Source organism: Mesorhizobium sp. B2-4-3 (assembly GCF_006442815.1).
Classification (GTDB): Bacteria; Pseudomonadota; Alphaproteobacteria; order Rhizobiales; family Rhizobiaceae; genus Mesorhizobium.
The window spans coordinates 1-22,627 of sequence record NZ_VFVL01000053.1 but is presented as its reverse complement, the minus strand read 5'-3'; the positions used below and the strand labels follow the sequence as shown (position 1 = coordinate 22,627).

Here is a 22,627-nt window from a genome sequence, read left to right as displayed (position 1 = left end):
CGGACTCCAACTCAGGGCGAAAACTGTAACCCATGTATCCGGTTCAAAGTGTTACCCATCTATCGGCTGGACACAGGACAGAGGGGGGCGCTGTCCCGCCGACATGTCGATCTTGCGGCACTGCGCGAAATTTCCAAGGCAGGCGATCCTTCACGCCCCCCTCTGCCTTGCCAGGCATCTCCCCCACAAGGCGGGAGATTAGCCAATCGCCACCCCCCTCAACTTCGCCTTCACCTCGAGGAAATCCCGCCAGGCCAGCTTCTTGTGCGCCGGCGTCCTCAAGAGATAAGCCGGGTGCAGCGTCGGCATCGCCGGAATGGCTATGCCCGACGCCGTCGTATGCACCCGCCAATTGCCCCGCAGCCTGAGGATGCCCTCGGTCGTGTTGAGCAGCGTCTTGGCCGACGGACCGCCGAGATTGACCAGCACCTTTGGATTGACTAGCTCGATCTGCCTTTCGATGAACGGTCGGCAGATTTCGGTCTCGTGCGGCGTCGGCGTGCGGTTGCCCGGCGGCCGCCACGGAATGACGTTGGCGATATAGGCCGAGGTTCGGTCAAGGCCGATCGCCGCCAGCATGCGGTCGAGCAGCCGGCCGGAGCGGCCGACAAAGGGCAGGCCTTCGAGATCCTCGTCGCGGCCCGGCGCCTCGCCGACCAGCATCAGCTCGGCTTTCGGATTGCCGTCGGCGAAGACGAGGTTCTTGGCGGTGAATTTGAGATTGCAGCCGTCGAAGCCGGCCATGTGCTGGCGCAGTTCCTCGAGCGTCGAGGCGCTTGCGGCCAGTTGCCGGGCAAGCAGCGCCTGCGCCTCGTCGGGAACGGTGGCGGCCGGCATGCGCGCCGGAGCGTCCGGAATATTGCGCGCGTCGAGGCCGGATGATGGCGTTGCTGGCTCGGGCGCCTGGGGCCGCTCCAGGCCCTGCCTGGATGCCGGGCGGCTCTCGGGTCTTTGGTCGCGAGGCGGTGCGGCTGGCGCCCGCTCAGCGGGCCCGCGTTCGGCCGACTTCGCCGCCGCTTCGGCAAACCGGTTGATCGGCGCGTCCTCAAGCGCCTCGTCAACGCCGGCGCTGGCATAAAAGGCGAGCAGTTCGGCGATCTCGGCTGGTGTGCTGGGGGAGGCGGCAGTCATGACGCCACCATCGTCCGCGCGGCGCCGATTTGCAAGGTTAAGCCACGTTTGCCTGTATTGGAGCATGTCGAGATTCAGGTCAGGCCGAGTCGAAAATGGTGGTTTCCGAGAACCGGAGCGGAGCGTACTTTTCGTACGTGAGCACCGGAAGCGCAGGAAACCGCCATTTGCAGGCCGGCATCACCTGAATATCGATATGCTTTCACCCGGTGGGTATGCGCGGATCCTGCACAATGTAAAACGTCCAGCGCGGCGTATAGTCGGTGATCAGGAAATCGAAGGTGGCCGTCTTCAGCGGGTCGACCTTGCCGTTCTTGAACAGCAGCTGGTCGTAAGGTTCGAACTTACGCTCGAAATCGGCGAAATTGCTCGACCAGATGTTGTCGGGCGTCTTGTTGCGCTGGTCGAAGGAAAGGCCGTCGCCGAACACGCTTGGCTGGTCGAGGATTTCCTGCAGCTCGAACTGGAACTCCACCCAGGGCAGGGCGCTGTTGTTGAGCACGTCGATGCGCATATACATCACGCCGTTGGCGACCTCGCCTGCCTTGCCGAAGGGCTCGATCGGCTTGGTCGCGCGGATCGTCAGCGTCACCGGCGTCGCCGTGTTCAGTTCCTCCCTGATGATCAGCGGGTCTTCCTTGGTGCCGATACCGGAAGCACCCGTGATGCGGAAGCCGCCCAGCTCGTCGGAGAAGGAATAGGCGCCGGTGGACCAGACCTTCATCGGGTCCGCTTCCGCCGGCACGGACAAAAAGAGGAGCGGAAGAACCGCACGCCAAGCTAAGCCTGGCGTGAAGAGTAAGCGCTTCGATGGAAAGCCGGCTGGCTCAGGACTGCGCATGGTGCGAAGTATTGCCGATAACCAAGCCGTCGAACAATTAAAAACATGCGGACGCGGCCTGGCCTTCCATCCAATTGGCGCTGGCCTATGCTTGGCCATGGCCTGCGCGGCGACCGTTTCGTAGGGAAAACCGCGACTTTTTGTCGAAATCGGCGTTGTCACGCCAGCGCCGGTTTCGCGTCGCGAATTGATGCGCTATGCAGCGCATGAGCCAGCACAATGCGAGAATGCGGCAAGCCAAAGAGGGGTCGATGAGCGAAATCGAACGCGAGAGCATGGAATTCGACGTGGTGATCGTCGGTGCGGGTCCCGCCGGCCTTGCCGCCGCGATCCGTCTGAAGCAGCTCAACCCCGAGCTTTCCGTGGTCGTCCTGGAGAAGGGCGGCGAGGTTGGCGCCCATATCCTCTCCGGCGCTGTCGTCGACCCGATCGGCATCGACCGCCTGCTGCCCGGCTGGCGCGAGGAGGGCGATCATCCGTTCAAGACGCCGGTCACGGCGGACCATTTCCTGGTGCTCGGCCCCGCCGGTTCCTTCCGCCTGCCGAACTTCCTGATGCCGCCGCTGATGAACAATCACGGCAACTACATCGTCTCGCTCGGCAATGTCTGCCGTTGGCTGGCGACCAAGGCCGAGGCGCTGGGCGTCGAGATCTATCCGGGTTTTGCCGCGGCAAGCCTCGTCTATAACGAGGCCGGCGCCGTCACCGGCGTCATCACCGGCGACATGGGCGTCGAGAAGGACGGCACGCATGGCCCGGCTTACGCGCCGGGCATGGCGCTGATGGGCAAATATGTGCTGATCGGCGAGGGCGCGCGCGGCTCGCTCGCCAAGCAGCTCATCGCCAAATACCAGCTTGCCGACGGCCGCGAGCCGGGCAAGTTCGGCATCGGCCTCAAGGAGCTCTGGCAGGTCAAGCCCGAGAACCACAAGCCGGGTCTCGTTCAGCATTCCTTCGGCTGGCCGCTCGACATGAAGACCGGCGGCGGCTCCTTCCTCTACCATCTCGAGGACAACCAGGTGGCGGTCGGCTTCGTCGTCCACCTCAACTACAAGAACCCCTATCTCTCGCCCTTCGAGGAGTTCCAGCGCTTCAAGACGCATCCGGCGATCGCCGGCACCTTCGAGGGCGCCAAGCGGATTGGCTACGGCGCGCGCGCCATCACCGAGGGCGGCTGGCAGTCGGTGCCGAAGCTTTCCTTCCCGGGCGGCGTGCTGATGGGCTGTGCTGCCGGCTTCGTCAACGTGCCGCGCATCAAGGGCTCGCACAACGCGGTGCTCTCGGGCATGCTGGCGGCCGAGCATGTAGCCGAGGCGATCGCCGGCGGCCGTGCCAATGACGAGCTCGCTTCCTATGAGGAAGCCTGGCGCGGCACCGATATCGGCAAGGACCTGAAGAAGGTCCGCAACGTCAAGCCGCTCTGGTCGCGCTTCGGTACCATTGTCGGCGTCGGCATCGGCGGTCTCGACATGTGGCTGAACACGCTGTTCGGCTTCTCGCCCTTCGGAACCATGAAGCATGGCAAGGCCGACTATGCGACGCTCGAGCCGGCCTCCAAGCATCAGAAGATCGCCTATCCGAAGCCGGATGGCGTGCTGACCTTCGACCGGCTCTCCTCGGTGTTCCTTTCCAACACCAACCACGAGGAGAACGAGCCGACCCATCTGATCGTCGGCGACATGGCGTTGCAGCAGCGTTCCGAGCACGATGTCTTCGCCGGTCCCTCGACCCGCTACTGCCCGGCGGGCGTCTATGAATGGGTGGACAAGGACGGCAACGCCGCCGCCGACCCGGCGGCCAAGGACGTGCGCTTCGTCATCAACGCGCAGAACTGCGTGCACTGCAAGACCTGCGACATCAAGGACCCGAACCGGAACATCAACTGGGTGCCGCCACAAGGCGGTGAAGGCCCGGTCTATCAGGGCATGTGATCGCCCCGACTGGGCCGTCTCGACCGCCGCCAAAGAGAAAGCCGGCGAAGGCCCGGTCTATCAGGGCATGTAAGCCGCCGCCTTAACGGCCAAGGCCGTTGAAGCCGCGCGCCGAGTATGGTCTGCTTCGCCCCGAACAAGGAGGCGGACATGCGGCGGACCAGCCTGGCGATTTTAGCTGCTGCCGGCGTGCTTTTGTGCGGGGCCGCTTCAGCAGGCACCAGGCTGACCGTGCATATGCGCAGCTATGACGTCGCCGGCAGGACCGGCGCTGAACTGATCGAGGCGATGGACGGCCTGGGGCCGAGGCACGGCCATGCCACGCGCGCCATCGCCGAGACCGGTTATGCCGTGCATTGGAAGCTCGATGTGACGCGCGATAATGGCATCTGCCGGCTGCGCCGGGCCGACGGCACGATCGACCTGACCTACACCTTTCCGCGCCGCACGACCCCGTCCGGCCCAGTCCTGCGCAAGCGCTGGGAGCGCTTCATGGCCGGCGTGCGCCAGCATGAGCATACCCATGGCCGCATCGCCAAGCAGATGATGCGGGCAACCGACACGGCGCTCGCCGGGCTGAAGCGGCAGGACAACTGGTTCTGCACCGGTCTTCGCCGGGACGCCAGGCGTCGCATCGACACGATCTATGCCGACTACGAGGCCAGGCAGAATGCCTTCGACGCGCGCGAGCACCGCGACGGCGGCCGTGTCGAGAAACTGGTCAATGCATTGATGGGGAAGAACTGAAGCTCGAGCCCGTTCGCCTACCAAATGGACGTCAGCTGCGCGGCTTGTCCGGCGCGCCGTTCGCTGCCAGCGCCGACTTGTGCTCGTCCTCGGGCGCGTCGGACCGCAGCGTGAATTCGACCAGCACCGGCAGATGGTCGGAGCCGGTGTCCTCCATCCGGGCCGAGGACAGGATCGTCACCCCGCCCTTGCTGAACACCTGGTCGATCGGCAGGCCCGCATAGCGGCGCAGGACGTCGGGCAGCGTGCGGTGGATCCAGGTCGGGCCAGCCGATGGCATCAGCGCCATGCCGCTGAGCCGCGCCACCCGCCGCACCGCCGCGCTCCACGGCACGGCGTTGCAGTCGCCGGCCATGATGGCGGTCTCGCCGAGCCTGGCCAGCGGTTCCGCTAGTTCGCCGATCTGCCAGTATTGCTCCTTCGGCCACGGCCAGCTGAGATGGATCGCGGCGACGTTGACCGGAATGCCGCCGAAATCAATCGTGGCGGTCGCCATCGCGCCGCGCGGCTCGCAACGCGGCGCGGTTCCGGCGGCGAAGGGACGGCGCGAGAGCAGCGCGACGCCGAATATGCCGTTGGGATAGTCGCAGAGGATCCGATAGGGATAGGCGCCGGCAATATAGCCGAGCTCCTTCGCCCACATGCCGGACACTTCGTCGAGCGTGATGACGTCCGGATTGGTCCTGCCGATCAGCGACAGAACCTTCTTCGGCGTCGGGTTGTTGAAGCGCAGGTTCATCTGCAGCAGTCTATAGACGATCCGGTCGGCCGGCTTTGCGACCGCCTGCTGCGTCGACAATCTGGGCAGCGCGCTCGTCGTCGTGGCGAAGCAGGCGATGGCGAAGACCAGCGCCGCGACTGCCTGCAGTCGGTAGGGGCCGGCAAGCAGCGCCAGCGCGAGCACGGCCGTCAGCACGCTCAGATGCATGCGGAAATGCGAGAAGGAATCGAAGGCCGGATGCAGCGCGCCGAAGAACCCGGCCAGCAGCGCGGCCGAGAGTGCCATCATCGCCAGGACTATCAGCTGAGCCATCATGCTCAAGCGCGCGCCGCCCGTTGTCATTTGCTCCGACTGCCCCAGTCTTCCGTTCGGACCGCTTATCGGCCAAATTGCGGCTCAAGCAAGACGACCGATTGCCTCGCCGGTGGCCGGCCGGCGTGCGTCTACTGGAACGCCGTTTCGGAAAAACTTCTGAGCTTGCGCGAATGCAGCCGCTCCATCGGCATTTCGGCCAGCTTCTCCATCGCCTTGATGCCGATGGTGAGATGCTGCGCCACCTGCCGCTTGTAGAACTCGGTCGCCATGCCGGGCAGCTTCAGTTCGCCATGCAGCGGCTTGTCGGAAACGCACAGCAGCGTCCCGTAAGGCACGCGGAAGCGGAAGCCGTTGGCGGCGATGGTGGCCGATTCCATGTCGAGCGCGATGGCGCGCGACTGCGACAGGCGTTGCACCGGTCCGCGCTGGTCGCGCAGCTCCCAATTGCGGTTGTCGATCGTGGCGACGGTGCCGGTGCGCATGATGCGCTTGAGGTCGTAGCCCGACAAACCGGTCACTTCGGCGACCGCTTCCTGCAGCGCCACCTGGATTTCGGCCAGTGGCGGGATCGGCACCCAGACCGGCAGGTCGTCGTCCAGCACATGGTCCTCGCGCACATAGGCATGTGCCAGCACATAGTCGCCGAGCGCTTGCGTGTTGCGCAGGCCCGCACAATGGCCGAGCATCACCCAGGCATGCGGCCTCAGCACCGCGATATGGTCGGTGATAGTCTTGGCGTTGGATGGGCCGACGCCGATGTTGACCATGGTGATGCCGCCATGGCCGGGTTTCTTCAGATGGTAGGCCGGCATCTGCGGCAGGCGGTGCGGCGGCGTGCCTTCCGAAACCGTTGCCCCGTTTTGGGTCACGACATTGCCGGGTTCGACGAACTCGACATAGCCGCTGTCGCCGTTGGCCATCAAGTCGCGGGCCAACGCCACGAATTCGTCGATGTAGAACTGGTAATTGGTGAACAGCACGAAATTCTGGAAATGCTGCGGGCTGGTCGCCGTGTAATGCGTCATGCGGTGCAGCGAATAATCGATGCGCTGCGCGGTGAACGGCGCCAGCGGCCGCGGCTCACCGAACGCCACTTCGAACGTGCCGTTGGCGATCTGGTCGTCGGTGCCGTCGAGATCCGGCACGTCGAACAGGTCGCGGATCGGCCGCTTGATGCGCTCGGCGGCCGCGCCGTCGACATAGGTGCCTTCGAGGAAGGCGAAATGCAGCGGGATGGGTGTCGTCGATTCCGCCACCGTCACCGTAACGCCGTGATTGCGCATGATGAGCCTCAACTGCTCGATGAGATAGTTCTCGAACAATTGCGGCTGCGTGATCGTGGTGGCGAAATGCCCGGGCGTCGGCATATGGCCATAGGCCTGGCGCGAGTCGACCTGGCTGAACGAGGTCGTGGTGACGCCGATCTGCGGGTAGAAGGCCCGGTAGCGCCTGCTCTCGTCACCGCCCGCGGCAAGCGCGGCGAAGGAATCGCGCAGGAATTTTGTGTTGCGGTCGTAGAGCCCCTGCAGCGCCGCGACGGCCTTTTTGGCGTCATGGAAGCTCTGCTTGCCGAAGGGCTCCGGCATGACGACCGATTCGATGGCTTGGGGGTAGATTCGCTTTTCCATGGCTCAATATAGAGATTTGGAAGAGCGGTTGGGAGGGGTGAGCGGACAGGAACCGCAACCCAGCTGGAGATTTTTTGTTATCGCACCTTATCCGCGCTGCAGGCTGATCAGCAGCACGAAGCCGAGGCTGGTGTTCTTGTGCGGCGGCGCCTCGATCCTGTTGCCCGTGTCGGCGCGCATCATCGGCACCGCCAGCACCGGGGCGGCAAGCAGCATCAGGATGAGCGTCGCCCGCGGCAGCAGCCTGAGGATCTTCGTTGCGGTGGCAGTGATGCGGTCCATTTTGGTGGTGTCCCGAATTTCAGCTTTACTGCTTTTCAGCTTTGTCGTTTGAGCGTTTGACTTGGTTCACCGAGCCGGGAATGAAGCGGTCGGCCGCTCCCACGAGCGGCTCGAGTGACCGGCCTCCGCCACCAGGATGGCGAAGAACATGCCGAACAGGCTCATCAGCAGGCAGACAATGGTGAAGCGACGGGCAAGCATTTCTCTCTCCTTCAATGCGGGAGAGAATGCCGGAATGCCTCTGAACCGGTTCTGAGACCGGTATTCATCTGCGGTTCAAATTGATTGACGAGGTCTTGAACAGGTGCCGGTGGCGCGGCGCCGGTCTGGCGGAGCGCTGCCGCTCCAAGAAAACGGGGCCGTTCGGCCCCGTTTCGGATGATCTGAATCTGGCGATCAGAGCTTATGCCAGGTCTGGCTCTTGCAGATCAGGCCGCCGAGCACGCAGCCGCTCATCTTGAGCGTCGTGCCCGTGAGCGTCGCCTTGCCGGAATAGGACTTGTCGTTCGCCGGGTCGGTGATGTTGCCGGCATATTTGTTGTCGCCAGTCGCCTTCATCGAGCCGATCGTCTTGCCGGCATATTTGCCGGTCTTGAGCGTGATGGAGAACGAGCCGCCGCCGCCGATCGTCGCCGTCTCGCCGGATTGCGTCTTCCAACTGCCTTCGATCGGGTCGGCCCATGCGGCGCCCGCCATGATCAAGGTGGCCGCCAGGGCCAGGCTCATCTTTCGAAACATCTTGTCCTCCTCCCTATGGGGTTGCGGCGGGCTCCGGTCCGCCTTCCTGCCCCTTACGCAAAGGTAAAGCTAATCCAGCTCCCGCCAAAACAAAAGCGGTGCCGCCACGGAAGGTTGCAAGGATTTTCGCCGCGCGGATGGCTGAAAATAAACGGGACCGGAAAAACGCTTCGGTTTCCGTGGTTAGCGAAGTCTTGATTCCACTCGCGGCAATTTTCATCGAATTTGACGCAAAATGGCTGAAACGCTGGATTCCCATGCTTAACAGTTTTTCGCGTTTACCTCTTGTTTTAGCTTTGTTTTCCTCAAATTAAGCAAGCCGTTTAACGACGGATTCAAGGCCAGCCGTCATCCTCGAAAGCATCGAAAGAGCGCCCCGCCCCAAAGGGATACCAAGGGAAAAGGAGGCAGCTCTCGGGAGCCAGACAGGGGATTGAAATGGCACGCTTTGAAATGCTTGAAGACGGCTTCGGCGCCATGGGGGCAACTGCCCAGGCCGACATTCTTTTCGAACTGGGAATGATGTATGCGACCGGCCGCGATTGCGAGACCGATGTCGTCGCCGCCCACAAATGGTTCAACATCGCCGCGATCAAGGGCTCGGCCCGCGCCGCCGAGCTGCGCTCGGAGCTGTCGGCCACCATGTCGAAAGTCGAGATCGCCACGGCGCTGCGCGAAGCGCGCGAATGGATGACGATGCACTGATCCCGAGGGATCGGTCTGAAGGTTCAGGGGACAAGGCCGCAACAAGACGGCCTTTAGACAAGACCAAGAACGCGGCAGGCCAACAAGCCAGAGCCGCGCGCCAAATACAGGGAAGCGAGCGGGTTCAGGCGCGGGGGCGTCTGGGGAGCTCGACTGCAAAAGCCGCGACCGACCGAAACAAGGCCGGCGCGGCTTTTTGCATTACGCTTGGTAATCGGCCGCGTGGCCCAAGAAATCCTCGCCGAAATGAACCAAAACCTTCCGCATTGTGCTCTCGACAGTTTCGGCGAAGGGTGAAATTGTCCCGGCTCTGTGGAAGAAGCGCGGCCGGATCGGCACGCGCAAGTGGAGGAGTTCTTATAGTCATGAAAAAATTGGGTATTTTGAGCGCGGCCGCATTTGGGCTGATGATGAGCGCCCCGGTCGCCTTCGCCGACGACATCACCATTTCGGTGGTCGGCCCGATGACCGGCCAGCTCGCCACCATCGGTGACCAGTTCAAGCAGGGCGCGCAGGCTGCCGCCGACGCGATCAATGCCGCTGGCGGCGTCAACGGCTCCCAGATCAAGCTCGACATCGAGGACGACCAGTGCGATCCGAAGCAGGCGGTCTCGGTCGCCAACCGCATCGTCGCCAACGGCGTCAAGTTCGTCGATGGCCATGCCTGCTCGGGCTCGAGCATTCCGGCCTCGGCCGTCTATGCCGAAGCCGGCACGCTGATGATGAGCCCCGCCTCGTCCAACCCGGTGCTGACCGACGCCGCCGCCAAGGCCGGCTGGCCGACCATCATGCGCCTCTACACGCGTGACGATGCGCAGGGCGCCTTCATCGGCCCGTGGATCGCCAAGAAATACGCCGGCAAGAACGTTGTCGTCCTGCACGACAAGAGCGCCTACGGCCAGGGCGTTGCCGACGCCGTGAAGGCGACGATGAATGCCGGCGGCCTCAAGGAAGTCGACTATGAAGGCATCAATGCCGGCGAGAAGGACTATTCCGCCCTCGTCACCAAGCTGAAGGAACTCAAGGCCGACGTCGTCTATTTCGGCGGCTATCACCCGGAGGCGGGCCTGATCCTGCGTCAGGCGTCCGAGCAGAACGTCAAGTTCCAGCTGATCATGCCGGACTCGATCGCCTCGCCGGAATTCTGGCAGGTCGCCGGCCCGGCCGGCGAAGGCACCATGTTCGTCTTCCCGTCGGACCCGCAGTCGAAGCCCGAAGCCAAGGACGCCGTCGCCAAGATCAAGGCCGGCGGCTTCACGCCGGAAGGCTTCACGCTGTTCTCCTATGCGGTGATCCAGGCCGTGGCTGAAGGCGTCAAGCGCGCCGGCACCGACGATCCGGCCAAGGTCGCCGAGGCGCTCAAGGACGGCAAGCCGATCAGCACCGTCGTCGGCGACGTCGTCTTCGACGAGAAGGGCGACCTGAAGAACGCCAGCTACGACATCAACCAGTGGCACGACGGCAAATACGCGCCGATCAAGCCGTAATTCGGTTCCGCAATCGAGGAAATGGCCGGGCTCGTCCCGGCCATTTTCGTTTGATCGATGCGCTTGGCGTTTTGTTGACGGGCCCTGTCCCGGAAGCCTCAGCCCTGCCCATCTTCGACAAACCGCACCAGCACCGTGCCGTCGCTGACCTGTGCGCCCTCGGCCGCGATCTCGGCGATCACGCCGTCATGCGGGGCAGCGATCATATGCTCCATCTTCATCGCTTCGAGGATCAAGAGCGGCTGGCCCTTGATCACGGCGTCGCCCGCCGTCGCGCGCACCAGCTTGACCAGCCCCGGCATCGGCGCGCGCAGGCTGCCTGTGGCGGCTCCCGCCTCGTCGGCCTTGGCAAGCGGATCGGGAACCGTGAACGTATAGCCGACCGCGCCCTCGAAGACGGTGACGTGGCCGGGCCAGCGGGCGGCATGCGGCATGGTCCGCAGATCGTGCGTGTTCACCGCATCATGCGGCGCCTCCAGCGCCACCTGGAAGCGGCCGTCCGGCCGTGCCGAAACCCTGGCCAGGATGTTCTCCTCGCCATGGCGCAGGCGTATGCGGCGCGACAGCGTGTGGAAATGCGCATAGCCGGAAAGCGTGGACCAGGGATCGGCGGCGGGGCCCGGCGCGCCGGCGTTCATCGCGGCCAGCGCCGCCGCGGCGATCGTCTCGTCGCCCGGCGCGGGAATGGTGGTGAGCGCCTCCTGATGCCGGCCGATCAGCCCGGTATCGACGTCGCCGGCCACGAAATCGGCGTCGGCCGCGAGCGCCGCCAGGAAGGCGGTGTTGACGGTCGAGCCGGCCACTTCGGTCCGGGTGAGGGCATCGCGCAGCGCGGTAAGCGCCGTGGCCCGGTCCTTGCCGTGCACCACCAGCTTGGCGATCATCGGGTCATAGAAGGGCGAGATCGCATCGCCGGCACGCACGCCGGTCTCGATGCGCATCGCAGCACCTTCCGGGGCAGCGTCGGGGAATTTGAGATGATGCAGCGTGCCGGTCGCCGGCAAGAACCCTTTCGCGGCGTCCTCGGCATAGAGGCGCGCCTCGAAAGCGTGGCCGGCAAGCGCGATCTCGCCCTGCGTCTTCGGTAGCTTTTCGCCGGACGCGACGCGAAGCTGCCATTCGACGAGATCGATGCCGGTGACCATCTCGGTGACGGGGTGCTCGACCTGCAGCCGGGTGTTCATCTCCATGAACCAGAAGCGGTCGGCCTTGAGCCCCTGAGAGGCGTCGACGATGAACTCGATCGTGCCGGCGCCCGAATAGTTGATCGCCTTGGCGGCCTTCACGGCCGCCTCCGTCATCGCCTTGCGCAGCGCCGGCGTCATGCCGGGGGCGGGCGCCTCCTCGATCACCTTCTGGTGGCGGCGCTGCGCCGAGCAGTCGCGTTCATAGAGGTGCACGGCATTGCCGAAATTGTCGCCAAACACCTGCACTTCGATGTGACGTGGCTTGTCGACATATTTTTCGACGAGCACCCGATCGTCGCCGAACGCCGCTTTCGCTTCGCGCCGTGCTCCGGAAAGCGCTTCCGAGAAATCGTCGGGGTGGTCGACGCGCCGCATGCCCTTGCCGCCGCCGCCGGCACGCGCCTTGATCAGAACCGGATAGCCGATCTCGCGCGCCTTGGACGCCAGCAGCACGATTTCCTGCGCCTCGCCGTGATAGCCGGGCACCACCGGCACGCTGGCCGTCTCCATCAGCCGCTTGGCGGCGTCCTTCAATCCCATGGCGCGGATCGAGGCGGCGGAAGGGCCGATGAAGACGAGACCCGCCGTCGTCACCTGGTCGACGAAGTCTGGGTTTTCCGACAGGAAGCCGTAGCCGGGATGGATGGCCTCGGCGCCGGTGGCGAGTGCCGCCGCCACGATCCTGTCGCCGCTCAGATAGCTCTCGCCGACGGGCGAGGGGCCGATATGCACCGCCTCGTCGGCCATCTCGACATGCAAGGCCTTGGCATCCGCATCGGAATAGACGGCAACGGTGCGCACGCCGAGCTTGCGGGCAGTGCGGATGACGCGGCAGGCGATCTCGCCGCGATTGGCGATCAGGATCTTGCCGAACATGGAGCCTCCCGGTTTTGCTTCGGGCGGCGCCAGTCCTGCGGGCGCCGGCCTACTTCGACGCCGCGATCGCGCAGCCGCCGCTGGCGGTTTTGACCTTCCACTTTTTCAGGCCGTACTGGCAGTTGCGCAAGGCGATGTCTTCCGCCGCCTTTTGGGTCGGCGCGTTGAGTTTCGCGCCGCAGATGATGTAAAGATCGACGACGCGCGAATAGAACGTCGTCGCGTAGGCCGAATGCCCAGGCGCCGCTATGTAGGCAAGATAGGCTTTGTAGCAGGCTTCCTTTGGATCGAGCGACAAATTCGGTGCAAACCGTTTGTCCCCGATCTTGCCCGCCAACGATTCTGCCGCCACGGCGGCGGGTACCGCAAATATTAGAAGTCCGGAAAGTATCAAGGCAGTCGACTTGCTGCAATATTTCAAGATCATTTTCATCCAACCCCATTTGCCCAATGCAAGATGAGGAATAGCGAATATCTTTCGCCTGCGCCAGCGGGCGTCTGGAAATTGGCATTTGCCTGTATTGAGGAATCCGTTGGCCCATAAGTTCAGCCTTCACCGGTATCAGCAACGGTCCGTCGATAAACCTCCGCCGTCTGTTCATCGAAGCAGCAGAAAGTGACGACGTCCGGCACCGTGTTTTCCCACAGGAAGTCGCTGACGGTGCCGACGGCGATCTCCGTCGCCTCGTCCTTCGGAAAGCGGTAGATGCCGGTTGAGATCGCCGGAAATGCGACCGTTCGGCAATCATGGCCAAGTGCGATTTCAAGCGAGCGCCGGTAGCAGGAGGCGAGCAGCTCCGCCTCGCCCTTGCCGCCGCCTTGCCAGACCGGACCGACCGTATGGATGACGTAGCGCGCCGGCAGCCGATAGCCCTTGGTCAGCTTGGCGTCGCCGGTCTTGCAGCCGTGAAGCGTGCGGCATTCGGCGACCAGCTCCGGGCCGGCCGCGCGATGGATGGCACCATCGCCGCCGCCGCCGCCCAGCAGCGAGGAATTGGCGGCATTGACGATGGCATCGACTGCGAGCCTGGTGATGTCGCCGGTATGGATGCGGATCCTGTCGCCAAGAGCGCTCATCGTCACATCCTGAACACGCCGAACTTAGTCTCCTCTATCCCCGCATTGAGTGCCGCCGAAAGGCTGAGCGCCAGCACCTCGCGGGTCCTGGCGGGATCGATAATGCCGTCGTCCCAGAGCCGGGCCGAGGAATAGAGCGGGTGGCCCTCATGCTCGTATTTCATCAGGATCGGCTTCCTGAACTTCGCTTCCTCCTCTGTGCTCCATTCACCGCCCTTGCGCTCGATGCCTTCGCGCTTGACCATGGCGAGCACGGTCGCCGCCTGCTCGCCGCCCATCACCGAGATGCGCGCGTTGGGCCACATCCACAGGAAGCGGGGCGAATAGGCGCGGCCGCACATGCCGTAATTGCCGGCGCCGAACGAGCCGCCGATGATCACCGTGAGCTTCGGCACCTTCGCCGTGGCGACCGCCATCACCAGCTTGGCGCCGTCCTTGGCGATGCCGCCGGCCTCGTATTTTCGCCCAACCATGAAGCCGGTGATGTTCTGCAGGAAGACCAGTGGAATGCCGCGCTGGCAGCAAAGCTCGATGAAATGCGCGCCCTTCAGCGCGCTTTCCGAGAAGAGCACGCCGTTGTTGCCGATGATGCCGACCGGCATGCCGTAGAGGTGGGCGAAGCCGGTGACCAGGGTGCTACCGTAGTTCTGCTTGAACTCGTCGAATTCCGAACCGTCGACGAGGCGCGCGATCACCTCGCGCACGTCATAGGGCTGGCGCAGATCCGTCGGCACGACGCCGTAGAGTTCGTTCGGATCGTGCAGCGGCTGGACGGGTTGCCTGAGATCGAGGTTTACCGCCTTCTTTCGATTGAGATTCTTGATGATGCGCCGGCAAATGGCCAGCGCGTGCTCGTCATCCATCGCATAGTGATCGGCAACGCCGGAAAGCCTGGTGTGGACATCGGCGCCGCCCAGTTCCTCGGCGCTGACATCTTCTCCGGTGGCGGCCTTCACCAGGGGCGGGCCGCCGAGGAAGATCGTCGCCTGGTTGCGCACCATGATCGTCTCGTCCGACATCGCCGGTACATAGGCGCCGCCGGCCGTGCAGGAACCCATGACGCAGGCGATCTGCGGGATGCCCGCCGCCGACATGTTGGCCTGGTTGTAGAAGATGCGGCCGAAATGCTCGCGGTCGGGGAAGACCTCGTCCTGGTTCGGCAGATTGGCGCCGCCGCTGTCGACCAGATAGACGCAAGGCAAATTGTTCTGCAGCGCGATCTCCTGCGCCCTGAGATGCTTCTTCACCGTCAGCGGGTAATAGGTGCCGCCCTTCACCGTGGCGTCGTTGACGACGACCATCACTTCCCGGCCTTCGACGCGGCCGACGCCGGTGATGATGCCGGCGGACGGAATGTCCTCGCCATACATCGACCATGCCGCGAATTGGCCGACCTCGAGGAAGGGCGAGCCGGTGTCGAGCAGTTGCGCCAGCCGTTCGCGCGGCAAAAGCTTGCCGCGGCCCTGGTGGCGTTCGCGCGCCTCGTCGGAACCGCCCCGCTCGACGCCTGCTGCCTTCTCGGAAATGTCGGCGACCAGTTCCCGCATGCGCTCGGCGTTGGCGCGGAAGGTGTCGGAAGAGAGGGAGATCTGGGTTTGCAGTGTGGCCACGTCAACCCCCCTCCGCCATGATCTCGCGGCCGATCAGCCAGCGGCGGATCTCGCTGGTGCCGGCGCCGATCTCGTAGAGCTTGGCGTCGCGCAACAGCCGTCCCGTCGGATAGTCGTTGATGTAGCCGTTGCCGCCAAGCAGCTGGATGGCGTCGAGCGCCATCTGCGTCGCTTTCTCGGCGGCGAACAGCACACAGCCGGCGGCGTCTTTTCGCGAGGTCTCGCCGCGGTCACAGGCGGCCGCAACCGCATAGACGTAGGCCCGCGCGGCGTTCATCGTCGAGTACATGTCGGCAAGCTTGCCTTGCACCAGCTGGAAGGTGCCGATCGGCTGGCCGAACTGCTTGCGCTCATGCACGTAGGGCACAACGACGTCGAGGCAGGCCGCCATCAGCCCGATCGGGCCCCCGGACAGCACCGCGCGCTCGTAGTCGAGCCCCGACATCAGCACTTCCACGCCGCACCCTTCCTCATGCAGCACGTTCTCGAACGGTACCTCGACATCCTCGAACACGAGCTCGCCGGTGTTGGAGCCGCGCATGCCGAGCTTGTCGAGTTTTTGCGCCACCGAAAAGCCGGCCATCGTCTTCTCGACGATGAAGGCGGTGATGCCGCGCGCATGGCGTTCCGGATCGGTCTTGGCATAGACCACCATCGTTCCGGCGTCCGGGCCATTGGTGATCCACATTTTCGAGCCGTTGAGCACGTAGCGGTCGTTGCGCTTCTCGGCGCGCAGCCGAAGCGACACCACGTCCGAGCCGGCGCCTGGTTCCGACATCGCCAGCGCGCCGACCGTCTCGCCCGAGCAAAGGGCAGGCAGGTACTTCTCCTTCTGCGCCGGGGTGGCCCAGCGGTTGATCTGGTTGACGCAGAGGTTCGAATGCGCGCCGTAGGAGAGGCCGACCGAGGCGGACGCGCGGGAGACTTCTTCCATTGCAACCACATGCGCGAGATAGCCCATGCCGCTGCCACCGAAGTCCGGATCGGCGGTGATGCCGAGCAGGCCGAGCGCGCCGAGCTCGCCCCAAAGATGCGCGGGAAATTCGTTGCAACGGTCGATCTCGGCCGCGATCGGCGCGATCCTGTCCTGAGCGAAGCGCCTTACCGTGTCGCGCAGCGCCTCGATGTCGGGATCCAATCCGAAGTTCAGCGTATTCGTGTACATGCCGTTCCTCCCTGCGCCGGTCTTCGCGGAGATCGCGCCGTATCAGAGTGCCACGGCGTCCCTGGCGCGCCCCGAGGGACGCGCGGTGCCATGGCTGATTGTCGCGCCGACCAGGCGCATTGTCATCGAAAGATATGATGCCGTGACTTCAGCGATCGACAGCCGCTCGCCCGGCCGGAACCAGACGATGACGCCGGTCATCATCTGGATCAGCGCCATGGCGGTGAGCCCGGTGTCGTCGATCTGAAAGACACCGGCCTCGGCGCCGTCGCGCAGGATCGTGCGCAGCTCCTTCTCATAGGCCGTGCGCATCTTGAGGATCTGCGTCAGCCTTTCATGCGAGAGGCTGCGCAACTCCATGTTGGAGACATGGGTGGCGTGACGCCGCTCGATGTGGAAGGCGATGTGGTTCTCGACATAGGCGGCAAGGCGGGTGACCGGATCAGCGCTCGCCGGCCGCGCCGCTCCCCAAGCCTTGAGCAGGCCTTCCATATGCTCGCGCATCAGCGTGAACAGAAGGTCCTCCTTGGTCGGGAAATACCGATAGAGCGCGGCCGCCTGCACGCCGACTTCGGCCGCCAGCTGCCGCATCGACATTGCCTCATAGCCGAGGCGCGCGATCAGGCTGACCGCCGCCTCGCGGACGGCCGCTTCGGTCTTTTCCCCATCAGAACCTGTGGTGCGCGCCATATTCGCCTCCGGGCGACATAATAAAACGAACGTTCAATTAATTCAAGATACCTCATACGCTTGTCGCCCGCCCTGGTTCGCAAAGGCGAAATGAGATTAGTGGCACCGCACAGGGATTTTGACCGGTCGGCTCTGCTTGCGTTGGCAGGTGGCATGCGTTGGAGATTGGCCGAAACGCCCACCCCCTCGTCATTCTAGGGCGGAGCAGGAGCGAAGCTCCGTCGCGAAGACCCTAGAATCCATGCCGTCACCTTCGCCAAGGCGTGCAACGGAGCAAAATTCTGCACTGTGGCGGCGCTTCGAAGTCACGGCATGGATTCTATGGTCTGCGCCGCGTCGCTTCGCTCCTTGCTCCGCCATAGAATGACGACGTTGGTGCGGCTTCAACCAATCCCCGGCGTTTGCGCTGATTTCACGGAAATGAACGGAAAATCTTGCACCAAGACAAACGGCAACCTTTCAAAATCCCTATGTCGGGGAACTACACGATGATCCTGAAATCCACGGGCATGTCGTCGGACGCTTCCTCGATCTCGACCTTCGAGACGAGCGCGCCCGGCGGCCCTTGCCACAGGCGTTCGATCATCGCCATGACAGCGGCATCAGCGCCGGCAATCAGCGCGGCGACCGAGCCGTCGCGCTCGTTGCGCACCCAACCCGTCAGCCCGAGGCGCATGGCTTCGCCACGCGTCCAGACACGGTAGCTCACACCTTGCACCGTGCCGGAAATGCGGGCCCGAACGGCCCGCTGCTCGCCCAGCATCGCTTGCGCTCTATACATCTTGGGAATCTGGCACAGCAAAGGGCAAAGGCAACAGTGCTCGGTCAGTTCCCCCGCGCCGCCGCCAGGGCGCCAGGCAGTTCCTCGGCGAAGATGTCGAGCTCGCGATCGAGCCCGACGCTGACCCTTATGCAGCGGTCCAGCACCGGCACCATCGGCTTGCGGATGAACACGTCGCGCGACAGGAGACCCTGCATCACTTTCAGCGCGAAGGCGCCATCGCGGACGCAGTCGATGGTGACGAAATTGGTCGCCGACGGCAGCGGCTTGAGATCGTTCTGCCTGGCGATGGTTGAAATGCGCTCGCGGCCTGCCGCCACGCGCGCCACCACCGAGCGCAGGTAGTCCTGGTCGGCAAGCGCCTCGAGACCGGCGATCTGCGCCATGCGGCTGACGCCGTAATGGTTGCGGATCTTCTCGAAGTCACGGATCACCTCCGCCTCCGCGACGGCGTAGCCGCAGCGAATGCCGGCCAGGCCGTAAGCCTTGGAGAAGGTGCGCATGCGGATGACGTTCGGCCGCGCAACGTCGATCGCCGGCAGCGCCGAGGCCGGTCCCATCTCGCCATAGGCCTCGTCGAGCACCAGCATGGTGGTTTCCGGCAGCGCTTCGATGAAGCGGACGACATCCGGCGCCTCCCACCAGCTTCCCATCGGATTGTCGGGGTTGGAGAGATAGACCAGCGGCGCCTTTTCGCTGGCGACCTTGGCGAGAAGCCCGTCCAGGTCTTCCCTGTCGTTGGCATAGGGGACCGTCACCAGGCGGCCGCCGACGCCGGCGATGTGGAAATTGAAGGTGGGATAGGCGCCGAGGGAGGTGACAACGGCATCGCCGGGACCGACATACATGCGCGCCACCAGGCCAAGCAGGCCGTCGATGCCTTCGCCCACGACCACGTTTTCGACGGCCACGCCGTGATGCGCGGCAGCGGCCATCTTCAACTCGTAATTGTCGGGGTCGCAATACATCCACTGATCGCGGGCAACGCTCTCCATCCGGGCGATGACGCGCGGCGAAGGTCCGAAACTGCTTTCATTGGCGCCGATGCGGGCGCGGAACGGCTGCCCGCGCTCGCGCTCCTGCGCCTCCGGGCCGACAAACGGCACCGTGGTCGGAAGCGCGCCGATGATCGACGTGAGGGAGGGGCGCTGGCGCATGGCAAAAGCTCGCGTGGAAGGGGCGTTCTTGCTAGCGTGATCCCCCGGCCGGTGCAAGCTGGGGCTCGGAAGCCGTCGGCGAGGCACGGTCTCGCGCGGGCTGGATTCCGGCGGCTTCTTTTGCTAGCGAAGCGCCATGAACAACCGTCTGCCACCCGCCTGGGCCAAGCATATCAAGTCGGGTCCGGTATCCAAGCCATCCGCTCCGGCGCCCAGACCCGGATCGCCGCAAGCGAATCCATCGAAGCCGGACGCGCGCGCGCAATCCGACGACCTGCTGCTGAAGCAGGCCTATGACCATCAGCAGGCCAAGCGTCCGAAGCAGGCTCAGGATCTGTGCCTGCAGGTTCTGGCGCGCACGCCGAACCACCCGCGCGCCCTCTACATCATGGGGACCCTCTCCCTGGGCTACGACGACGAGGTGGCCTTGCAATATTTCGCGCACGCCATCGCAGTGGAGCCACGGAACGCCTATTATCACCTGAGACTGGGCGAGGCCTACGCAAAGGTCGGCGAACATTCGCCGGCGATCGAGCATATGCAACGCGCCCTGGAACTGCAGCCCGATCTTGTCGTGGCTCTCTGCGCCTTGGGACACACCTACGTTGAATCCGATAAGCCCGATCTGGCTTTGCCGCTTTACGAGAAAGCGCTGAAAATCAACCCCGATCATCCCGAGATCAGGGTGGGGCTGGCCAATGCCCTCAGCAGCGTGGGCCGCATGGATGATGCCGCCGCCTGTCTGAACCAGGCAATAGAGCGGCGCATCGACCTGCCGGGCGCCTATTACAATCTTGTCCAAACACAAAGATTCGCTGACGAACCTCCGGAACTCCGCTCCATTCTTCGCGAACTTGGCAATTCGAAACTCGGGTCAGACGGGGCTCTGCTGCTCCACCATGCCGCCGGCAAGGTGCTGAATGACCTCAAACGCTATGATGAAGCGTTCGATCATTTCCGGAAGGGGAAACAGGCCTCTCAGCCATTCGATATCGATCAGTACCGTCGGTGGGTTGACGCGCTGATCGAGGTCTTCACGCCGGGGTTGTTTGCCGCAGCCGAGCACGGCTTCGGCAATCCCTCCGAAGTGCCGGTTTTCGTGGTTGGCATGCCGCGCTCGGGGACGACGCTGACGGAACAGATCCTGGCCAGTCATCCCGATGTCTATGGCGCGGGGGAGCTTGCCAAATTGGGGCGAGTTGCGAATGCCATCGGCCTCAAGCCCTCATTGGCCGGAAAGTTGAACGGGCTTGTCGATTCGATCACGCCGGAACTGTCGAAAACGCTGGCCAGGGAGCATCTGTCCTATCTCGCGGAACGGTCAGCCACGGCGCTGCGTATCGTCGACAAGATGCCACACAATTTTGAGCTGATTGGCCTTATCAGCCTGCTCTTCCCCAAGGCGCGTATCATTCATTGCCGCCGCGATGCCATCGACAATTGTGTCTCCTGCTTCGTTCTGCCCTTCAACGGTCATCACAGCTACAGCGACGACTTGAGAAGCCTTGGCCTCTACTATCGCGAATACGACCGCTTGATGCGCCATTGGAACGAGGTTCTTCCGGGCCGCATCTTCGAGAATCGCTACGAAACGCTCGTTGAGGACCAGGAGGCACAATCGCGCCGTCTCATCGGCTGTATCGGGTTGCCCTGGGACGATGCGTGTCTGCGCTTTTTCGACAGGGAAGCGGCAGTCTCCACGCCGAGCCGCTGGCAGGTCCGGCAACCGATCTACAAGTCGTCCGTCAAGCGCTGGAAGAACTATGAAAGCGAAATTCGGCCGCTGATTGAAGCGCTTGGCGATCTCGCCGACGTTTGACTTCGATCACGGTGCGGCCGCTCCGGGCGCCGTCTCACCGGAACGTTAAAGCTCTCCACCGCACTGCACCTTTGAAAGGTTGCCGTTTGTCTTGGTGCACGGTTTTCCGTTCATTTCCGTGAAATCAGCGCAGACGCCGGGGATTGGTCGAAAGCCGCCCCAACCTCGTCATTCTATGGCCGAGCAAGGAGCGAAGCGACGCGGCGCAGACCATAGAATCCATTCCGTGACCGTCGTTCCGCACCGTCGCGACTCTTCGCGCGAGGTCACGGAATGGATCCCAGGGTCTTCGCGACGGAGCTTCGCTCCTGGTCCGCCCTAGAATGACGATCGCGATGGGCGTTTCGGCCAATCTCCAACGCATGCCGCCTGCCAACGCAAACAAGACCCCATCGGTCAAAATCCCTGTGCAGTACCACCAGAGCATTCCAGGAAAAGTGTGAGCGGCCAGACTCGGCGCCTTCGCCGTAGCCTTCCGTCCGGAATTGCATAAAAACAAGGAGATAGGGCGGTGCGCCGTTTCCGTGAAACGGTGAAACGCTCTAACGTCGCCTCGGACATACTGCCGATGCAACACCCGAACTGCGCAGCGGTTTTTGGGATCTCGACATCCACCAAACAGAAAAAGAAAAACCCGGCGGTTGCCCGCCGGGTTTCGATTTTCGACAAGGCGAAATCTATTAGAAGTCGCGCTGGAAGCGCACGAAGCCGCCGAGGGCATTCTTCTTGCCGTCAGGAATTTCGGTCCAGTTGAAGCCGTTCTTGTCGTGGTCGTTGTGAGCCCAGTCAAGTTCGGTGATGACCGAGAAGCCGGGAACGATCGTGTAGGCGACGTTCGCCGCAAGACCGAATTCCTTCTTCTGGTCATACGACACCTGGAGGTTGAACGAGGTCTTCTCGTTGAACTTGTAGGTGCCGCCGCCCCAGACGGCCCAGTTGCCGCCCCACGGCTTGTAGAAGTTACGGTCGGAGTTCTTGTCCGTGCCGTAACCGCCGATGACGAACAGCGAGAAGGCGTCGTTGACGTTCACGTCCAAGCGAACCTTGCCGGCCCACTCTTCCCAGTTGCTGTTGTAAGCAACGACGCCGCTGATGCCACCCCAGCCCTGCGTCCACTTAACGCCGCCGACGATATGCGGCACGTAGCTGTCGATCAGTTCGCTGCCTGCATCAGGCCGGCCGCCGTCAATGGTGCGAAGGGTGCGGTCGGCGTAGTGATAGCCACCGTAGGAATTGCCCTCTTCGAACGAGATAATGGCCGAGAGGCCGTTGCCTGCGTCGAAGGTGTAGCTGATCAGGTTGGTGTCGAAGCCGCCGTAAGGAACAATCGTATCGTTGATGACGGAGCCGGCATAGCCCTGGAAGGTGTCGAAGGCCGATTCGTCAGCGCCGATGCGCAGGCCACCGAGCTGAACCCAGGCAAAGTGGGTGTTGACCGCCGAAGCACCATCGCTGAAGTCGAAACGGGTCTCGGTGTAGGTCTTCAAGGTGCCGAGCTCGGTTTCCTGGCCGGTCCAGGTCTTCAGAGCGAAGCGGGCGTTCTTGTGCCACGAACGCTGCGAGTCACCGTTCAGGACGTCAGTAGTCTCGCGGCCCGTGAACGAGCCTTCCTCACCAGCCGAGGCGTCGTAACGGATATAGCCGCCGACGCGCAGGCAGGTTTCGGTGCCCGGGATGTAGAAGTAGCCGGCGCCGTACACGTCGCAGATCTTGACGTATTCAGCCGGTTCCGGTTCGGC

22 protein-coding genes are annotated in these 22,627 nt (G+C 63.5%); 5 read left to right on the top strand and 17 right to left on the bottom strand.

From position 1 onward, the window contains the following. Positions 1 to 198: 198 nt before the first annotated feature. Together FJ956_RS29300 and FJ956_RS29295 are read right to left on the bottom strand one after the other, a co-directional pair. Entirely contained in the window at positions 199 to 1,131 is a 933-nt protein-coding gene (locus FJ956_RS29300) for a uracil-DNA glycosylase (protein WP_140684681.1), read from the bottom strand. Positions 1,132 to 1,333: 202 nt separating this feature from the next. Further along, on the bottom strand, positions 1,334 to 1,972 hold the full coding sequence (locus FJ956_RS29295; protein WP_140684682.1) for a hypothetical protein: 639 nt from the start codon (positions 1,970 to 1,972) through the stop codon (positions 1,334 to 1,336). Between the two features lie 251 nt (positions 1,973 to 2,223). Here FJ956_RS29295 and FJ956_RS29290 point away from each other — a divergent pair, with 251 nt between their 5' ends. Together FJ956_RS29290 and FJ956_RS29285 are read left to right on the top strand one after the other, a co-directional pair. Then, entirely contained in the window at positions 2,224 to 3,903 is a 1,680-nt protein-coding gene (locus FJ956_RS29290; RefSeq protein WP_140684683.1) for an electron transfer flavoprotein-ubiquinone oxidoreductase, read from the top strand. 150 nt (positions 3,904 to 4,053) lie between these two features. Next, positions 4,054 to 4,650: a DUF922 domain-containing protein gene (locus FJ956_RS29285; protein ID WP_140684684.1), complete on the top strand. Its 597-nt coding sequence runs from the start codon at positions 4,054 to 4,056 to the stop codon at positions 4,648 to 4,650. Positions 4,651 to 4,681: 31 nt separating this feature from the next. Here FJ956_RS29285 and FJ956_RS29280 read toward each other — a convergent pair whose 3' ends face one another. The 6 genes from FJ956_RS29280 to FJ956_RS29260 all read right to left on the bottom strand — a co-directional run bounded on the left by FJ956_RS29280 (position 4,682) and on the right by FJ956_RS29260 (position 8,593). After that, positions 4,682 to 5,686, bottom strand: coding sequence for an endonuclease/exonuclease/phosphatase family protein (locus FJ956_RS29280; RefSeq protein WP_140684685.1), 1,005 nt, complete (start codon positions 5,684 to 5,686; stop codon positions 4,682 to 4,684). Between the two features lie 128 nt (positions 5,687 to 5,814). Continuing rightward, complete coding sequence (locus FJ956_RS29275) at positions 5,815 to 7,272, bottom strand: AMP nucleosidase (RefSeq protein WP_246672239.1); 1,458 nt, start codon at positions 7,270 to 7,272, stop codon at positions 5,815 to 5,817. Between the two features lie 129 nt (positions 7,273 to 7,401). Beyond that, positions 7,402 to 7,596 (bottom strand): hypothetical protein, encoded by a 195-nt coding sequence (locus FJ956_RS29270; RefSeq protein ID WP_140684687.1) that lies wholly within the window; start codon positions 7,594 to 7,596, stop codon positions 7,402 to 7,404. Between the two features lie 66 nt (positions 7,597 to 7,662). Then, positions 7,663 to 7,797, bottom strand: a complete 135-nt coding sequence (locus FJ956_RS31080; protein ID WP_281405322.1) for a hypothetical protein — start codon at positions 7,795 to 7,797, stop codon at positions 7,663 to 7,665. A gap of 195 nt (positions 7,798 to 7,992) precedes the next feature. Then, positions 7,993 to 8,334, bottom strand: coding sequence for a DUF2147 domain-containing protein (locus FJ956_RS29265; RefSeq protein WP_140684688.1), 342 nt, complete (start codon positions 8,332 to 8,334; stop codon positions 7,993 to 7,995). A gap of 13 nt (positions 8,335 to 8,347) precedes the next feature. Further along, complete coding sequence (locus tag FJ956_RS29260) at positions 8,348 to 8,593, bottom strand: hypothetical protein (protein WP_140684689.1); 246 nt, start codon at positions 8,591 to 8,593, stop codon at positions 8,348 to 8,350. 179 nt (positions 8,594 to 8,772) lie between these two features. Between FJ956_RS29260 and FJ956_RS29255 the strand changes: the two genes are divergently transcribed. After that, entirely contained in the window at positions 8,773 to 9,039 is a 267-nt protein-coding gene (locus FJ956_RS29255) for a sel1 repeat family protein (protein ID WP_027164869.1), read from the top strand. A gap of 365 nt (positions 9,040 to 9,404) precedes the next feature. Beyond that, positions 9,405 to 10,526, top strand: a complete 1,122-nt coding sequence (locus FJ956_RS29250) for an ABC transporter substrate-binding protein (protein ID WP_140684690.1) — start codon at positions 9,405 to 9,407, stop codon at positions 10,524 to 10,526. A gap of 98 nt (positions 10,527 to 10,624) precedes the next feature. Here the strand turns inward: FJ956_RS29250 and FJ956_RS29245 are convergent, their stop codons facing one another. The 8 genes from FJ956_RS29245 to FJ956_RS29210 form a co-directional block, all read right to left on the bottom strand. Beyond that, positions 10,625 to 12,589 carry an acetyl/propionyl/methylcrotonyl-CoA carboxylase subunit alpha gene (locus FJ956_RS29245; RefSeq protein WP_140684691.1) on the bottom strand — a complete coding sequence of 655 codons (1,965 nt, stop codon included), beginning with the start codon at positions 12,587 to 12,589 and terminating at the stop codon, positions 10,625 to 10,627. Positions 12,590 to 12,638: 49 nt separating this feature from the next. Further along, the gene (locus FJ956_RS29240; RefSeq protein ID WP_140684692.1) at positions 12,639 to 13,016 is read right to left on the bottom strand and encodes a hypothetical protein; all 378 of its coding nucleotides are present in this window, start codon (positions 13,014 to 13,016) and stop codon (positions 12,639 to 12,641) included. Between the two features lie 119 nt (positions 13,017 to 13,135). Continuing rightward, positions 13,136 to 13,666, bottom strand: coding sequence for an O-acetyl-ADP-ribose deacetylase (locus FJ956_RS29235; protein ID WP_140684693.1), 531 nt, complete (start codon positions 13,664 to 13,666; stop codon positions 13,136 to 13,138). Positions 13,667 to 13,668: 2 nt separating this feature from the next. Then, the gene (locus FJ956_RS29230) at positions 13,669 to 15,276 is read right to left on the bottom strand and encodes a carboxyl transferase domain-containing protein (protein ID WP_140684694.1); all 1,608 of its coding nucleotides are present in this window, start codon (positions 15,274 to 15,276) and stop codon (positions 13,669 to 13,671) included. Position 15,277: 1 nt separating this feature from the next. Beyond that, positions 15,278 to 16,441, bottom strand: coding sequence for an isovaleryl-CoA dehydrogenase (locus FJ956_RS29225; protein WP_140684695.1), 1,164 nt, complete (start codon positions 16,439 to 16,441; stop codon positions 15,278 to 15,280). Between the two features lie 42 nt (positions 16,442 to 16,483). Beyond that, positions 16,484 to 17,131 (bottom strand): TetR/AcrR family transcriptional regulator, encoded by a 648-nt coding sequence (locus FJ956_RS29220; RefSeq protein WP_140684696.1) that lies wholly within the window; start codon positions 17,129 to 17,131, stop codon positions 16,484 to 16,486. Positions 17,132 to 17,612: 481 nt separating this feature from the next. Next, complete coding sequence (locus FJ956_RS29215; protein ID WP_140684699.1) at positions 17,613 to 17,894, bottom strand: acylphosphatase; 282 nt, start codon at positions 17,892 to 17,894, stop codon at positions 17,613 to 17,615. 62 nt (positions 17,895 to 17,956) lie between these two features. Beyond that, positions 17,957 to 19,069: a pyridoxal phosphate-dependent aminotransferase gene (locus tag FJ956_RS29210; protein WP_140684697.1), complete on the bottom strand. Its 1,113-nt coding sequence runs from the start codon at positions 19,067 to 19,069 to the stop codon at positions 17,957 to 17,959. Positions 19,070 to 19,205: 136 nt separating this feature from the next. On the opposite strand from FJ956_RS29210, the gene FJ956_RS29205 reads away from it, so the two are divergent. Next, positions 19,206 to 20,888: a sulfotransferase gene (locus FJ956_RS29205; RefSeq protein WP_140684698.1), complete on the top strand. Its 1,683-nt coding sequence runs from the start codon at positions 19,206 to 19,208 to the stop codon at positions 20,886 to 20,888. Positions 20,889 to 21,568: 680 nt separating this feature from the next. On the opposite strand, the gene FJ956_RS29200 is transcribed toward FJ956_RS29205, so the two are convergent. Next, positions 21,569 to 22,627, bottom strand: a 1,059-nt coding sequence (locus FJ956_RS29200) for a porin (RefSeq protein ID WP_140782011.1), incomplete at its 5' end; no start/stop codon positions are given.